The sequence below is a fragment of the Natronomonas gomsonensis genome (assembly GCF_013391635.1).
GTDB classification, from domain to species: domain Archaea; phylum Halobacteriota; class Halobacteria; order Halobacteriales; family Haloarculaceae; genus Natronomonas; species Natronomonas gomsonensis_A.
Map to the genome: position 1 here is coordinate 201767 of NZ_JACAWU010000001.1, position 14565 is coordinate 216331.

Here is a 14565-nt window from a genome sequence, read left to right on the forward strand (position 1 = left end):
GGCCGGGCCGTTTTAGCCCCGTCGTCACCAACTCGACCCATGCGCGTCGTTCGAGGCCGAAGGGGAGACGTGAACGCCGACCGGGAGGTCGGAGCCGCGCTCTCGGCTGGCGTCGAGGCGACCGGCGAACCGGCGCTCCGCGTTTGGGCGCCGCACCGACAGGTCGCCTTCGGCCGCCGCGACGCCGCGGCCGACGGTTACGACCGCGCTCGGGAGGCCGCCCGACAACGGGACTACGCGGTCGTCGAACGCGAGGTCGGCGGCCGTGCGGTCGCCTACACCGGTTCTGTCGTCGCGTTCTCCTCCGTCGTCCCGAATCGAGAGGGCGAAGGTATCAGTGACCGATACGACGCCGCGACCGACCGGCTGAAACGCGCCCTTCGGTCGCTGGGGGCGACGGTCCGCGACGGCGAACCCGACGGTGCGTTCTGTCCCGGCGACCACTCCCTACAGGGGGTGGGGAAAATCGCCGGCATCGCCCAGCGCGTCCGCCGCGAAACCGCGACCGTCGGCGGCTGTATCGTCGTCCGAGCGGCCGACGAATCCGCCATCGCCGACGTACTCACGCCGGTGTACGACGCCCTCGGTGCGCGGTTCGACCCCAAGTCGGTCGGCAGCGTCGAAGCGGCTGGCGGACCCGGCGCCCCCGAGGCGGTCGTCGACGCCGTCGAGTCGGCGTTCGTCGGGGAGCGACGCGTCGAGCGCGTCGCGGCGGAGGGCGTACTCCGTGACGTTTAGGAGTCGGCCCCCCGGAGTCGAAGTAATGCTCATCCGGAACGCGACGCTCGCTGACGGCCGGGTTCGTGACGTGCTCGTCGACGGCGAAACCATCGCCGAGGTCGGGGAAGGACTCGACGCCGAGGGAGACGTACTGGACGCCGACGGAAAGCGCCTTCTCCCGGGGATGATAGACGCCCACGTCCACTTCCGCGAGCCGGGATACGCCCACAAGGAGACGTGGACGACAGGGTCGCGGAGCGCCGCCGCTGGCGGCGTGACGACGGTGTTCGACCAGCCGAACACCGACCCGCCGACGATAGACACCGCGAGTTTCGAGGCGAAGGCCCGATTGGCGCGGAAATCGGCCATCGACTACGGCATCAACGGCGGCGTCACCGAGGCGTGGAACCCCGAGGAACTGTTCGAGGAACCCATCGCCGCGCTCGGAGAGGTGTTCCTCGCGGACTCGACCGGCGAGATGGGTATCGACGCCGACCTCTTCGAGGACGCCCTCGAAGAGGCCGAGGCGGCGGGCGTGAAAGTGACCGTTCACGCCGAAGATGCGACGCTGTTTGACGAGGCGGCCACAGAACGCGACGACGCCGATGCGTGGAGCGCCTACCGTACCGCCGAGGCCGAAATCGAAGCCATCGACCGCGCCTGTGCCGTTGCGAACGGCCTCGACTCGGAGATTCACATCGCCCACACCTCGACGCCGGAGGGCGCCGACATCGCCGACGAGGCGGGGATGACCTGTGAGGCGACGCCGCATCACCTCTTTCTCTCCCGTGCGGACCTCGAAGAACTCGGAACGTTCGGCCGGATGAACCCGCCGCTTCGGAGCGAGCGGCGACGAGACGGGCTGTTCGAGCGACTCGTCGACGGCACCGTCGACATCGTCGCGACCGACCACGCTCCCCACACCCGCGAGGAGAAAGACGCCAGCATCTGGGACGCGCCGAGCGGCGTCCCCGGCGTCGAGACTGCCCTCCCGCTGTTGTTAGAGGAAGCCCGGAAGGGAGCCATCGACTACGAGCGCGTCCGGGACGTGACCGCTGCGAACGTCGCCGATATCTTCGAGTTACCGAACAAGGGCCGCATCGAGGCGGGCAACGACGCCGACCTCGTGTTGTTCGACCCCGATGTGAGCGTACCGGTTCGCGGCGAGAAACTCCACTCGAAGTGCGGGTGGACGCCGTTCGAGGGTCACGAGGCCGTCTTCCCCGAGTTGACGATGGTTCGGGGGAACGTCGTCTACGACGACGGCGAGTTCGGTGAAGGGAGCGGCGAGAACGTCCGCGAGTAGCCGAGCGGGTCAGTCGTCGGCGGCGTCGGCGGCGATGTCGGCGTCGGTGCCGTCTTCCGTGGCGTGCATCTCGTGGCCGCAGTTCGGACAGGCGAGTTCGTCGTGTCGCAGCGCGGCCGAGGACTCCCGGACCTCGCGCATGACACTGGAGATGCGCTCTTCGGCTTCCAGTTCCTCGTCGACGGTGAGTTCGACGCCCTCGACTTCGAGGAGGAACTTCGCCACCTCGGTAATCTCGTACATCAGGTCGTCGAGTTCCTCGGCGGTGTAGAAGTCACACATCGCGCCGTAGAGGAACGTCGCGCCGGCCTTTCGGACCTTCTCGTCGAACGACGAGCGGGCCTGATTGACGGCCTGCGGACTGTAGGTGTCGGTCATGAACGGGACGAGTTCCGGGAGGTTCTCGCCGATTTTCGTCATCTCGACGCCGGTTTCCGTGCGGAAGTCCGCACAGAGTCGCGCCATCGCCCACTCGCGGGCGGTGATGTACGTCCGGTCCCGGAGGAACTCGTTGGCGCGGTCGTAGGTCGCCCCGTCGATTTTCGAAAAGCGGGCGTACTCCCGGACGTCCTCGGGAACGTCAGCGTCGCTATCAGCGTCGCTGTCGGTGCGTTCGTCCTCCGGGAGTCGTCTGAACGCCGGCGTCGGTTCCTCCCCATCGTCCGTCGCCTGCGCGTCGTCGGCCATACTGGGCGTAGCGTTCTGCCGCCGAAAAAGCGTATCGGCGTTGTCTGACGGGTGGCGTACGCGTGGTCCGACCGTAAGGAGGACCACGTTTTGTGCGAACGGCAAACGGAGTGAGTCGTGAGTCACGTCGGCCGACCGGAGGGAGGCCGACGGATGAGCGAGCGGGGAGCGTAGCGACCCGCGAGCCATGAGACGCGAGCGACCACACGACAATTCAACGAATCGACACGAGAGGCCGGGAGGCTTTTGCTTCGGGGCGTCAAGCACCGTGCATGAAGGTGCTGCTGGGTATCGGCGGAAGCGAGGACTCCCTCTATGCGCTGGAGCAAGCCGTCGCACGAGCGATGGCGGCCGGCGACGACCTCACCATCGCCATCGTGGAGAATCCGGACTCGACGATGGACGAAGAGGAACTGCGGGCCCGCGTCGACGCGGTGTTGGAAAACGAGGGCTTCGACGCCGAGGTGGTGTCGCTCTCCGGGCACCCGGGGAGTCAGTTGCTCGAGTTCGCCGAGCGCGAGGAGTTCGACCGAATCGTACTGGGCGGCGGCGAGACGAGCCCGCTCGGAAAAGTGCAACTCGGCTCTATCGCCGAGTTCGTTCTGCTGAACGCGCAAACGACGGTGACGCTCATCCGATGACTCGCGAGTACCCAGACGAGGTGGCCGGGCCCTACGAGGGACCGCCCCGTTCGTTCGCCGACCGCGACGGCCGCGACATCGAAATCCGCCGCTACGACGACGAGTTCGAGACCCTCGTCGAGATGTATCTGCAGTTCGACCCCGAGGACCGCGCACAGGGGATTCCGCCGACCGCCGAGAAGGGGATTCGGAAGTGGCTCGACAACCTGCTCCTCGACGAGTGCGTGAACGTCGTCGCGTGGCACGGCGACGACGCGGTCGGCCACGCGACGCTCGTTCCCGACACCGAGGGTGCCTCGGAGTTGGCCATCTTCGTCCTTCGAGAGTACCAGGAGGCGGGTATCGGAACCCAACTCATCGAGTGTCTGCTCGGAGCGGGTCGCGAGAGCGGCATCGAGCAGGTGTGGCTCACCGTCGAGCGCTGGAACAAGGCCGCGACGGCGCTGTACCGGAAGGTCGGCTTCGAGCCGTGCGACACCAGCGGCTTCGAGTTGGAGATGGCCGCGAAGTTGACCGACTGAGCACGGAACGCGGGCCGCAAAGCGGGTTCAAACGCCGAGGTCTTTTCAATACCCTTTTGCCGACGCATCGAGTTGATGCCCGTATGGCAGACTTTCAGGTCGTCGTCGGCGACCCAGAGGAGGGCACCACGCACTCCTTCGACGTTGACGGACAGGACGCGAACCGATTCATCGGCCGCTCGCTCGGCGAGACGGTCGACGGCGATGCCGTCGGCCTCCCCGGCTACGAACTCGAACTCACCGGCGGGTCGGACACCTCCGGCCGCCCGATGCGCGAGGACGTAACCGGAACCCGCACGAAGGCCATCCTGCTCGAGGGCGGCGTCGGCTTCGAGCCGAGCGTCGACGGCGAGCGCAAGCGCGTGACCGTCCGCGGCGCCGAGGTTTCCGACGACACGCGACAGATTAACGCGAAAATCGTCGGTCGCGGCGACCAGTCCGTCGAGGAACTGCTCGGCGGCGACGAGGACGACGAGTAATCTCCCCTTCTGTTCGTATCGCATCCATGCCCAGCCTTTCCTCCGACGGCGTCGAGACGGTTCGCGTCGCCATCGAATCAGCCGGCGCGCTCGACCGACCGAAACTCGTCGTTCCCGAGGGAACGATGCCGGAAGGTATCGTCCGCATCGAGGCCGACGAGTCGACGTATCACGCCCCCGTCGAGGTCGGTCTCGACGGCGAGTACGAACTGCGCGGCCTCTACGACAACGCTCGACTCGCCCGAGAGGGCGGCGGCGAGAACCGCCTCGCCGAGTGGGTCGAATCCGCCGGTCTGGAAGCGGGTCGCTCCGCGCTTCTGGACGTGGTCGTCGAGGGCGAACAGTACGGGCTTCGTGCGCCCGGCGAGCGGGCGGTCTACGACATCGCGGAGACGCCCGACGACAGCCTCGCCTCGATAGCGGAGGACCTCGACGGATGAGCGCCGACGACGACCGCCCCGCGAGCGCGCTGTACGATGCCTTCTTGGAGGGCGAGCGCGTCGACGACATCCTCGTGTACCTCCACGAAGAGGGCGTCGGGACGATGGGCGAGTTGCTGGAAATCGGTACGCGCGTCGACGACGGCGTCGTGTTGGTGTTGCCCGGCAAGGAGGGCCGGTCTGCGTTCCAGCAGGCGACGGGCCTCGACGCGATGGATTTCGCCGGGATGGCGATGCAGACCGACGGCGACATCGACGCCGACTGCACGGGCGGGACGTGTCCGGACACCGACGACAAGCCCGAGGAGGACCACTACGTCAAGTTCGTCTTCGCCTTCGCCGAAGAGCAAAACGAGGGTGTCGGCGGCATCTACGCCGACGGCGACGTGATTCACGGCTATGCGGCCTGTGCCTGCGGGGCGACCTACTCCGATAAGTGGGTTATCGAGTGAGTTAGCGGTTGGTTTCGACGCCTTCCTCGTCTTCTTCGGGCAGATTTCGGAACGCATCGAGGATAACCTGTTTCGTGATGGCCCCCCGAGTCGTCCAGTGGTGGGCGTAATCCAGCATGTCGTCGTAGATGTCGGGCTTACAGCCCGCCGCCTTCGGGTGGCCGCCGCCGTTGACCTGCCCGGCAACCTCGTGACAGCGCTCGAAGGAGTCGGTGCCGCGGATGGACGCCGACCCCGCAGGCTTGACGATGACCGAGGCGTCGGCGCCCTCTTCGCGCATCGCTTCGGCGACCTCGTTCTGTGAACAGCGGCCGTAGGTGACGCCGACGGTCCACTCGCCGATGGTCTCGAACTCCGCCCGGTCGATGGCTTTCTCGATGAGCGCCTCCTTCTCGACGCGCTGTTCTTCGAGGAACGATTCCACCTCGGGCGGAAGGTCGGCGGCGTGTTCGACGACGGTGTCGATGTACTCCTCGGGGTCGGCCCAGTAGGCGTAGTCCGCGATGTCGTCGCTTCGGGGGTCCTCACGCAGCCAGAGGTCGTGGTCGCGGGTGACCGCCGCGAGGTCGGCGTAGCGGTCGTCGAAGGTGTAGTCGAGTTGCGCAAGCGCCACGTCGGTCGTACACACCTCCTCGGAGTCGCCGACGGTCAGCTCGGCGTACTCTTCGACCGTCGTCGCGAGGTCGTCGTCCCACTGGTGGTGGTCGAACCACCGAACCGAGGTGGCCCGTTCGGCGACCGCCGGCAGCGCCTCGATGTCGACTTCGGAATCGGGACAGAGGTCACAGACGAACACTTCGAGGTCGGGTTCGCCGAATTCGGCGACGTACTCCAGCGCCTCGGCGATTTCGTGGGGTCCTGCGGGAAGGAGCGCGGCCTCACCGAAGGCCACCCGGAGGAGTGCGACACAGCCCAGTCCGTCGGCGTCGGGGTCGGCGACGACGACGCGGTCGGCGCCGGCGAGGGCCTCGCGGGCCTCCTTTTCGGCTTGGGCCTCGTCGAAGGAATCCGGCGTGAAGAAGCCCTCGCCGGGCAGGACCGAGCGGCGGCCCAGCGGGATGTTGTCGTCGTCGATGAGATAGTCGTCCATACCGAGGGGAGGGGCGGCGCGGGGAATAATCCCACCGCTTGCCGCCGACCGGTCACTCCAGTTGTCGGACGGTCAACACCGGTCGCGAACACGTCCGGACGACGCGTTCGGCGACGCTGCCGAGCAGAAACGAGTGTTCGCCGTGGCGTCCGCGCGTCCCCATCGCCACCGCGTCGGCGTCGATATCGTTGGCGTAGCCGATTATCTCCTTGGACGGCGGGCCGGCCCTGACGGCGGTTTGCAACTCGACGCCGTCCCCGCGTGCTGCGTTCGCCTCGACGACTGCGTCGAGGGCCTCGTGGCTCTGTTCGTCGAGAGCCTCGCGAACCTCCTCGTGGAGTCGGTCGGGGAGCGATTCGACGTGACTCTCGTCGATGACGTACAGCGCGTGGACGGTCGCATCGAAGCGCGACGCGAGGTCGAGCGCACAGTGGACCGCCCGCGAGACGCTCTCGGAGCCGTCGGTCGCCACGACCACCGTCTCGAACATACTCGGTCTCGGCGGGGCGACGGCATAAAAGTACGCGGAGATTGCGCGGATGGTTTTTTGACCACCCCTCACGAGGATGGGGTATGGAGGTCGAAACGGTCCTCGTTCCGGTCGACGGGTCGGATGCGGCGATGGAGGCCGTCGAGTACGCCGTCGCCATCGCCGAGCGCTACGACGCCGTCGTCCACGCGCTGTACGTCCTCGGGGAGAACGCCGCCGCGGCGATGGAGGAGGGCAGCGTCGAGGCCGCCGCCATCGCCGAACGCGGCGAGCAGGTGATGGCGGGCGTCCGAGCCATCGCCGACGGCGTCCCAATCGACCACTCTTCGGCGTACGGCTACTCCCAGACGCGGCTCTCTCAACACCCCGGCAGCGTCATCCTCGACGTGACGGAATCGCTGGAAGCCGACTTCGTGGTCATTCCACGCGAACCGGTGACCGGCGACCCCGAAGCCGTCATCGAGAAGGCCGCCGAGTACGTTCTCGCCCACGCCTCACAGCCGGTGCTGTCGGTGTAAGGCGGAGCGAGTACAAGCATCCGCGAGCGCCGCAGGCGCGAGCGGTTCCCTCGCCCGAGCGGAGCGAGGGCGAGTAGCGCACACGGACCGGAGCGCGGCGAAGCCGCGCGAAGGGAGTACGCGCTATTTTTCCCCAAGTTTTTGCCACGAACCGGTGTCGCGCGCCGGCGGCGCGCGACCCGCGCTCGTGTGCAAAAAGTGGGTTTTAGTAAGCACTCATCCCCGTCAACTCTTTCCCAACGATCAGCTTCTGAATCTCGGTGGTGCCGTCGGGGATGGTCATGACGCTGGCGTCGCGATAGTAGCGTTCGAGGCGGTTCTCGGTTTTCAGCCCCTCGCCGCCGTGAATCTGCAGGGCGTTGTAGGTGGCGTCGACGGAGCGTTCGGCGGTGTACCCCTTCGCCAGCGAGGAGATGAGGCGGGCGCGGTCGTCACCGCGTTCGAGCAACTCCAGCGCGTGCCGCGAGAGGTGTCGCGACGTTTCGAGGTCCCGCAGAATCTCGTACAGTTTCTCCTGGACGAGTTGGGTCGACCCGATGGGGTTGCCGAACGTTTCGCGTTCTTCGGCGTATTCGAGGGCCTCCTCGAAGGCGGCCTGCATGATGCCGACGGCCATGAACGACATCCCCGTCCGCATGAACGAGAACGTCGCGTTGAGCGCCTTCTGTTCGAAGAACAGCTGTGAGACCGACTCGGGGAACGGGACGATTTCCTGCATGTCGGCGCCGTCCATCAGGGCGTTGCCGACGATGTTCGACAGACGGTTGTCCTCGGGAACCCGCACGCCGTCGAAGTACATCTTCCCGTTGTTGACGCCCTGCCAGCCGAGTTTGTCCATCGTCTCGGTCTCGAACGGCGAATTGGCCTGGTCGACGAGGAACATGTCCTGGGTGTCGGCTGCGTCGTCGTGGGCGACGACCAGGGCCACGTCGGCGATTGGCGCGTTCCCCACCCACTGTTTCTTCCCTTCGAGGACGTACTCGTCGCCGTCCTTGTAGGCGACGGTGTTCGGTCGGGCGGTGTCGCTGCCCCCCTCGGGTTCGGTGACGGCGAGACAGCCGATACACTCGCCGTCGTGGAGTTTCTCCAGCATCGCATCCTGCGTGGCGTCGGCGGCGTGCTGGACGAACACCGACGGGAACGACATCTGTAATGCGACGTTGAGGCTGGGCCACACGCGGGAGACCTCCTCGGAGACGATGGTGAACCGTTCGAGGTTGCCGAAGTACTCCTCGGCGACACCGGGTTCGAACCCGATGTCGAGTTCCCGGAGGACCCCGGTGTATTCGAGGAACTCCTCGCGTGTCAGCGGCTCGCGGTCGGCCTCGTCGACGATGGGTTCGATGTGCTCTTCGAGGTGGGCCCGCAGGTTCTCGCGGAACTCCCCACCGTCGTCGTCGTAGTACATCTTACTCGAAACTCTCCGAGAGGCTCCCCATGATGGGGGCGAGTTGGGTGCCCGTCGCGACGGGGCCGTCCATCTCGTACTGCTGGCTCATGAAGCCCTGGACGGGGTCGATGGCGCCGGTGATGAGGCCGACGAGGTTGTCGGCGGGACCGCTGATTTTCAGCGTCGGGTCGTCCAACGTGCCGGCGCCGCCGGTGAGCGTCTTCTCGGTGCCGTCGACCTGCATGTGGCCGTCCATCGGGCAGTCGGTCGCCTCGAAGGTGACCGTGATGTCCTGACCGATTTGCTCTTGGACCTCTGGGCTGTTCGCGACGATGACTTCCATACCCGTCCACAGGAAGTTCTGGAACTGGTCGGCCGTCTGGGGGTTAGCCTCGACGAACGGTGCGACCTCCATTTCGTCCATGCGGCCGACGAGGCGGCCGAAGAGGCCGGGGTTCTCCTGGACGAACTCGCGGGTCTGCCCGTCGAGGTCAGCCAGCAGGTCGGGGAGGTCGGCTTCCAGTTCGTCTGCGGACTTCTCGAGCGATGCTTCGATGCGGTCTGTGAGTTCACTCATGGTCGGATTTCGGGGCGGAGGCCCCGTGTACCGAGTCAGTTCGGGCGTTCGTCCCTGTGGATTGTTCCTCCCATGGGTGGGTCTTTATGTTGGGACGCCGTTCGCTTCATTCGTTACCGATGAGGTCCGTTACCAAGCGTTTATATCCATGAATTACCATTGAACGGTACGATGCGATACGTTCGGACGGTCATCATCCCTCGGGAGGGCGGGTTACATCCGGTCGACGAGACGCTGGCGGCGGAGCCGAATATCACACGGGAGTTGCTCCACAACATCAGTCTGCTGGACGACGACACCGCTATCACGCTGTTTCAGCTCTCCGGCGATGTCGAGCGAATGCGCGAAATCGCCTCCGAATCCCCCGAAATCCTCGAATACCAGATTTCCGAAGGCGAAGACCACGTCACCATCTACGCCCACTTCGTCCCGAACGACACCGTCGTCGACCTCCTCAGCCTGTTTCGGGAGTACGAACTCATCCTCGATATGCCGCTGGAGTACACCGCCGACGGCGGGTTGCGCGCCCACATCGTCGGCGAGGAGGACGTGATTCGGGAGGTCATCCCGAAAGTCCCCGACGGCCTCGGATTGAATCTCGAACAGATAAGCGACTACGTACCCGAAGAAGAACGGCTGTTTTCGATGCTGACCCCACGACAACAGGAGACGCTGCAGGCAGCTCTGGAGGTGGGCTACTACCGCGTGCCGCGGGAGGCGACCCACCAGGATATCGCCGACCACCTCGACCGCTCGGACGGGACGGTGGGCGAACACCTCCGGAAGATAGAGGCGAAAGTGATGGCAGCCATCGCGCCGTAGCCACGCGTCTCGTTCGTTTCAGGAAACCGCTTCGAACGCGCTGTCGACGAGCGAGGGGTCGTAGGTCCACGTACCGTAGAACTCGTCCGGCCCGCGCTGTTCGGCGACGAGCGCACACTTCTGTCGATCGTCGCCGTCGCCGTCGAAGACGAGAAACCAGTACCGACCGGTGTCGGCGTCCGGGTCGATGTGGGCCGTCACGGGAAGGCTCCGAACGGAGTCGGCATCCGCCCCCGGGACGACGTGAACGTGGATGTCCAGGTCGGTCCCCTCGGCCAGTTGGCGGTACAGCGACCGCTGGGCGTCGAACGCCGCGACCGACTGGAACCCGGCGTGGAACGTGCCACGACCGACGCGCCACGCGCGGTCTTCGAGTTCCCGAGAGGTCGCGAGCAGTTGGCGTCGATGCAATGAGGCGAACACCGTCGTGTCCAGCAACTCGAAAATCGCGCGATACGCGGGGGACAGTTCCCCGAGGTCGTCGGGATGGCGAATCGGGGGCCGAAGGAACTCACGGAGCGTGTCGGCCGACACCGCGCCACGGAACCGCTCGCCATCGCGGACGACGACGAACGGGTCGGGACCCGCCGGTGGCAGGTCTCTGTACGTGATGTCGACGTTCCGGGTGGCGAACTGCGACCCGAAATCGTCGGGTTCCCGCCGGTAGTAGACGACCGATTTCTCGTGTCGCTCGGCGTTTTCGAGGATGGATTCCAACGACATAGCGCGCTCGTGTGGTTGTGTCACCCCGAAGCGGGGGGCCGTTCGAATCGGGTCGAGAACCGAATCAGTTCGGCCACGTCCTCGGGGACCGTTTCGAGGCGGATTTCCATCTCCTCGCGGTCGTAGGCGACCAGTCCGCTGTCGGCGAGCAACGGAAGGTGGTGGTGATACAGCCGGATTTTGAGTTGCCGCCGCTCGTCCGGCCCGACGACCACCCCCTCGGAAGCGACCCACCCGGTGAGGATGTCGACCAACTCCTCGAAGGTGGCGTCCTTCCGTTCGAGGAGATATCCCAGCACTCGCCGACGCGTCCGGTTGGCGAGTGCTCGAAAGAGGGCATCGGGGGACGACACGGCGTCGAGTGCTCCCTCATCCCACCTCGGTTCGCCGGCACCCCCCTCCGTGAGTTCCGTTTCGTCAGGCATCTCTGTAACACTCTAGAGGTCTTGCTACCGTAGCAAGAAACATAATGTTATTATAAAATTTCTAGTATTAAAATGTCGAAAGTATACAATGGGGAGTCGAACGGCACCGCGACGGAGCACGACCGCGACCCACCGAGTCGTCGGTCGAGCGCCGTCGACGTTCTTCGTACGGGGAGACTGGATTCGCGAGGCGGACTGCATAAACGGCCTCGCATACGAGCGCACAGCGTTTGGCCGCCGTGGGAGAACTCCCGCATATGACCGAGCCGCCGTGGTTCAGCGAGTACGAGGACTTCGGTATCGAGGAGTCGCTGGAACCGTACCCCGACTATCCGCTGCATCGGTTCCTCTACGACGCCGCCGAGGACTACCCCGAACAGGGCGTCGTCCAGTCGGGACGGACGGTGACCTACGCGGAGTTACGCGAGGACGCCGACGCCCTCGCGGCCGCGCTTCAGGCCCGCGGCGTCGAGAAGGGCACGCGCGTGGCGACGGTGCTGCCCACTTCGGCGCAGTTCGTGCTTGCGACGCACGCCATCTCGCGGGCGGGCGGCGTCCACGTCCCCAACGACTTCCTCGACGCCGACGAGGATCTCGTCTACCGCCTCGAACAGAGCGACCCGGAAGTGCTCGTCGGCCACGACGAACACCGCGAACTGCTGGAGCGACTCCGTGCGGCCGCCGGGGTCGAACACCTCATCCTCACCGAACTCGAGGACTACTCGGCGGACCCGCCGGACCACGACCCAGAGGCGGGAGTCGAGTGGCTGCCGGCCGTCGTCGAGGGAAGCGACGGCGACCCCGAGCCCGTCGACATCGCTCCCGACGACACCCACACCATCCTCTTTACCGGGGGGACGACGGGGCTCCCGAAGGGCTGTCTGCTCACCCACCGCAACCTCGTCGCCAACGCGCTCCAGACCATCGCCGCCCAATCGCGGCTTCCCGACCTGATGCGCGGCCGGGAGTCCGCGGTGCTCTCGTTGCCGATGTATCACTCCTACGGCTACTCCATCGGCAACATGCTCGTCGCCTTGGGGCTGGACCTGCTCGTCGTCCCCGACGCCCGCGACACCGAGTTGATGCGGCGTCACGTCGCCGAACACGACCCCATCGTGATGTTCGGCGTGCCGACGCAGTTCATGGAAATCGCCGAGGAGGAACTCGAACACGACGTCATCGGCATCGCGGGGTCGGCGCCGCTGGCCTCCGAGACGAAAGAGCGCTTCGGCGAGCGCTCGACTGGCCTCTCACAGGGCTACGGCCTCTCGGAGATGTCGCCGATAACGCACTTCAACGTCGCCGGGATTCAGGAGGCGCTGATGGGCACCGACGACGACGGCGAGGGCTTCGAGCAACCGACCGTCGGCGTCCCCGTTCCCGACACCGAGGTGAAACTGCTGGACGTCGACAGCGGCGAGGAGGTCCCGATTTCGGAGGCCGTCGCCGACGAGCGGGAAGCGGAGATGTGTCTGTCCGGCCCCCAGCGCATGAAGGGGTATCTCAACGCCGAGGCCCCCTTCGACGACGACGGCTTCGTCGCCACCGGCGACGTGGTGAAAGTCGACGAGCGCGGGCGGTTCTACGTCGTCGACCGCGTGAAGAACATGATAAACGTCTCGGGTCTGAAGGTGTACGCCGAGGAGGTCGACGAGGTGCTGTTCGGGATGGACGGCGTCCGCCGACCCGCCACCATCGGCGTTCCAGACCCCGAGCGACCGGGCAGCGAGCGCGTGAAGATATTCGTCGAGCGCGAAAACAGCGCCGACATCGACGCCGAGGACGTTCGGGCGTATCTGGACGGACGGGTCCCCCGCCAGGCGATGCCGAAAGAGGTGGAGTTCCTCGACAGCGTGCCGCTGACGGACATCGGAAAGACGGACCGCGAGGCGCTGAAGGAAGACGAGTGAACGCTCAGGCGGAGAACTCGTCGTCGGCGTACACCGCGTCGATGTCGGCGGCGGATTCGGTCAACTGCACCGCAGCCTGGGAGTACTGCATCACTTTCTGCATGTCACCCTCGATGTCGAAGTGGCCGGACATCATGCCGTCGACGACGCCGACTTCGCCCTTCATCAGCTGTTTCCACGTCTCGTTGTCGGCGATGAGTTTGAAGCCGGCGTCGACCTCGTCTTCGCTCTCGATGAAGCGGGCTTCGGTACACTCCCCGCCCTCGAGTCCGAGGAAGGCGTAGCCGACGTGGGTGCCGTTCTCGTCGCTGACGTATGTGTCGATTTCCTCGTGGAGGAACTCCGGCATCGCCTCGGTGTCGAGGTCGTCGATGGGCATCTCCCGCATCTCGAAGATGAAGTCGCCGTTGAAGTCGACGCCCCAGTCCGAACCCAACTCCTCGTACTGGTCGTTGTCGTTGATGCGCTGTCGGTACTCCTCGAACCACGCCTGACTCGGGAAGATGAGTTCTTCGCCGGCGTTGTCTGATTGCGACATTGTGATTCGTCTGCACGTCGTTCGCCCCACCGTTGACCCTGACTCCGCGAATCCGAGGGGGTTTAAATACAGTCGTCGATGGACGGCAACTCGCCACGCGACGTGCAGCATCGACACCTAATATGTTTGGAGCCAGATTCAACCGTTCGGGGGTTGTTGTTTCGAGTGGCCGGTTCCGCGAATGCTGTGGTCGCGCCCCGCGACCGCATCCACCTGTTCGGCCTCTGACATACCGTCGAACCGTGGTCCACGTCTCGCGGAATCGGCCGGTTCTACGGGCGGTTACTCGTCCCGTCGTTCCAGCGCACGAGTGGCGACGCGGAGGCGCTCGATGTCGGTATCGACGGGCCCTCGGAGTGCCCGCCGGAGCGTCCGCTCGGGCGAGTACCCGACGACGTGTTCCTCGAACGTCTCGATGTCGACGCCGAAGCGTCGCCTGACCGCGCGGTCGGCCCGCTCGCGTTCGCCCGCCTCCTCGTCGTCGACCGACGCCGCCAGTTCCGTCCGCCGTCGTTCCCACGCCGACGCCTCGATATCGGCGTAGTTGCGGGCAGCTTCGGCGTTCTCGAGGCCCGTCGGCGCCTGCTCGGCCACGAAGTAGCCCCAGAGGTCGCCCTCGACGTGATGTTCGACGAGGCGCTGGAGTTGTTCGATTCGCTCCTCCGGCGGGCCGCGGTCCGACGGCGGCTCGGCGCCCAATGTCTCGTAGTGGTCCTGTATCGCGTCGTGGAGGTCACGCTCGATGCCGGCGAGGGCGGCCGCGACGGCGCGCACCTGGTCGCTGTCGGCGGGGTTCCCGAGGGCGGCCAGTAGGTCCATACCGCGAGGACGCACCG

The 14565-nt window shown here is 65.9% G+C and carries 19 protein-coding genes; 10 read left to right on the forward strand and 9 right to left on the reverse strand.

Annotated elements, in window-relative coordinates:
- Positions 1 to 39 precede the first annotated feature (39 nt).
- Both HWX69_RS01220 and HWX69_RS01225 read left to right on the forward strand, forming a co-directional pair.
- On the forward strand, positions 40 to 738 hold the full coding sequence (locus tag HWX69_RS01220) for a lipoate--protein ligase family protein (protein WP_178915250.1): 699 nt from the start codon (positions 40 to 42) through the stop codon (positions 736 to 738).
- Positions 739 to 763: 25 nt separating this feature from the next.
- Positions 764 to 2026: a dihydroorotase gene (locus HWX69_RS01225; protein WP_178915251.1), complete on the forward strand. Its 1263-nt coding sequence runs from the start codon at positions 764 to 766 to the stop codon at positions 2024 to 2026.
- A gap of 9 nt (positions 2027 to 2035) precedes the next feature.
- On the opposite strand, the gene HWX69_RS01230 is transcribed toward HWX69_RS01225, so the two are convergent.
- Positions 2036 to 2713 carry a DUF5806 family protein gene (locus HWX69_RS01230; protein ID WP_178915252.1) on the reverse strand — a complete coding sequence of 226 codons (678 nt, stop codon included), beginning with the start codon at positions 2711 to 2713 and terminating at the stop codon, positions 2036 to 2038.
- 272 nt (positions 2714 to 2985) lie between these two features.
- Between HWX69_RS01230 and HWX69_RS01235 the strand changes: the two genes are divergently transcribed.
- The 5 genes from HWX69_RS01235 to HWX69_RS01255 all read left to right on the forward strand — a co-directional run bounded on the left by HWX69_RS01235 (position 2986) and on the right by HWX69_RS01255 (position 5246).
- Positions 2986 to 3354, forward strand: coding sequence for a universal stress protein (locus tag HWX69_RS01235; RefSeq protein ID WP_178915253.1), 369 nt, complete (start codon positions 2986 to 2988; stop codon positions 3352 to 3354).
- Positions 3351 to 3875: a GNAT family N-acetyltransferase gene (locus HWX69_RS01240; protein WP_178915254.1), complete on the forward strand. Its 525-nt coding sequence runs from the start codon at positions 3351 to 3353 to the stop codon at positions 3873 to 3875. Before HWX69_RS01235 ends, HWX69_RS01240 begins: the two co-directional genes overlap by 4 nt.
- 83 nt (positions 3876 to 3958) lie before the next feature.
- The gene (locus tag HWX69_RS01245; protein WP_178915255.1) at positions 3959 to 4354 is read left to right on the forward strand and encodes a 30S ribosomal protein S6e; all 396 of its coding nucleotides are present in this window, start codon (positions 3959 to 3961) and stop codon (positions 4352 to 4354) included.
- Between the two features lie 26 nt (positions 4355 to 4380).
- Positions 4381 to 4794 (forward strand): DUF7112 family protein, encoded by a 414-nt coding sequence (locus HWX69_RS01250; RefSeq protein ID WP_178915256.1) that lies wholly within the window; start codon positions 4381 to 4383, stop codon positions 4792 to 4794.
- A complete protein-coding gene (locus HWX69_RS01255; RefSeq protein WP_178915257.1) occupies positions 4791 to 5246 on the forward strand; it encodes a DUF5807 family protein in 456 nt (151 codons plus the stop codon). Before HWX69_RS01250 ends, HWX69_RS01255 begins: the two co-directional genes overlap by 4 nt.
- Before the next feature lies 1 nt (position 5247).
- On the opposite strand, the gene HWX69_RS01260 is transcribed toward HWX69_RS01255, so the two are convergent.
- Both HWX69_RS01260 and HWX69_RS01265 read right to left on the reverse strand, forming a co-directional pair.
- A complete protein-coding gene (locus tag HWX69_RS01260; protein ID WP_178915258.1) occupies positions 5248 to 6336 on the reverse strand; it encodes a DHH family phosphoesterase in 1089 nt (362 codons plus the stop codon).
- Between the two features lie 52 nt (positions 6337 to 6388).
- Complete coding sequence (locus HWX69_RS01265) at positions 6389 to 6826, reverse strand: universal stress protein (protein ID WP_178915259.1); 438 nt, start codon at positions 6824 to 6826, stop codon at positions 6389 to 6391.
- Between the two features lie 83 nt (positions 6827 to 6909).
- On the opposite strand from HWX69_RS01265, the gene HWX69_RS01270 reads away from it, so the two are divergent.
- A complete protein-coding gene (locus HWX69_RS01270) occupies positions 6910 to 7344 on the forward strand; it encodes a universal stress protein (protein ID WP_178915260.1) in 435 nt (144 codons plus the stop codon).
- Positions 7345 to 7549: 205 nt separating this feature from the next.
- Here HWX69_RS01270 and HWX69_RS01275 read toward each other — a convergent pair whose 3' ends face one another.
- Positions 7550 to 8752, reverse strand: coding sequence for an acyl-CoA dehydrogenase family protein (locus tag HWX69_RS01275; protein ID WP_178915261.1), 1203 nt, complete (start codon positions 8750 to 8752; stop codon positions 7550 to 7552).
- A gap of 1 nt (position 8753) precedes the next feature.
- Positions 8754 to 9311 carry an SCP2 sterol-binding domain-containing protein gene (locus HWX69_RS01280; RefSeq protein WP_178915262.1) on the reverse strand — a complete coding sequence of 186 codons (558 nt, stop codon included), beginning with the start codon at positions 9309 to 9311 and terminating at the stop codon, positions 8754 to 8756.
- Between the two features lie 171 nt (positions 9312 to 9482).
- On the opposite strand from HWX69_RS01280, the gene HWX69_RS01285 reads away from it, so the two are divergent.
- Positions 9483 to 10133, forward strand: coding sequence for a helix-turn-helix domain-containing protein (locus HWX69_RS01285; RefSeq protein ID WP_178915263.1), 651 nt, complete (start codon positions 9483 to 9485; stop codon positions 10131 to 10133).
- An 18-nt stretch (positions 10134 to 10151) separates the two neighbouring features.
- Here the strand turns inward: HWX69_RS01285 and HWX69_RS01290 are convergent, their stop codons facing one another.
- Together HWX69_RS01290 and HWX69_RS01295 are read right to left on the reverse strand one after the other, a co-directional pair.
- Positions 10152 to 10856: a DICT sensory domain-containing protein gene (locus tag HWX69_RS01290; protein WP_178915264.1), complete on the reverse strand. Its 705-nt coding sequence runs from the start codon at positions 10854 to 10856 to the stop codon at positions 10152 to 10154.
- 20 nt (positions 10857 to 10876) lie between these two features.
- Complete coding sequence (locus HWX69_RS01295; RefSeq protein WP_178915265.1) at positions 10877 to 11281, reverse strand: helix-turn-helix transcriptional regulator; 405 nt, start codon at positions 11279 to 11281, stop codon at positions 10877 to 10879.
- Positions 11282 to 11538: 257 nt separating this feature from the next.
- On the opposite strand from HWX69_RS01295, the gene HWX69_RS01300 reads away from it, so the two are divergent.
- Positions 11539 to 13191: an AMP-binding protein gene (locus tag HWX69_RS01300; protein ID WP_178915266.1), complete on the forward strand. Its 1653-nt coding sequence runs from the start codon at positions 11539 to 11541 to the stop codon at positions 13189 to 13191.
- Between the two features lie 4 nt (positions 13192 to 13195).
- Here HWX69_RS01300 and HWX69_RS01305 read toward each other — a convergent pair whose 3' ends face one another.
- Together HWX69_RS01305 and HWX69_RS01310 are read right to left on the reverse strand one after the other, a co-directional pair.
- Entirely contained in the window at positions 13196 to 13729 is a 534-nt protein-coding gene (locus tag HWX69_RS01305) for an SCP2 sterol-binding domain-containing protein (RefSeq protein WP_178915267.1), read from the reverse strand.
- Positions 13730 to 14011: 282 nt separating this feature from the next.
- The gene (locus tag HWX69_RS01310; protein WP_178915268.1) at positions 14012 to 14548 is read right to left on the reverse strand and encodes a hypothetical protein; all 537 of its coding nucleotides are present in this window, start codon (positions 14546 to 14548) and stop codon (positions 14012 to 14014) included.
- Positions 14549 to 14565: the final 17 nt, after the last annotated feature.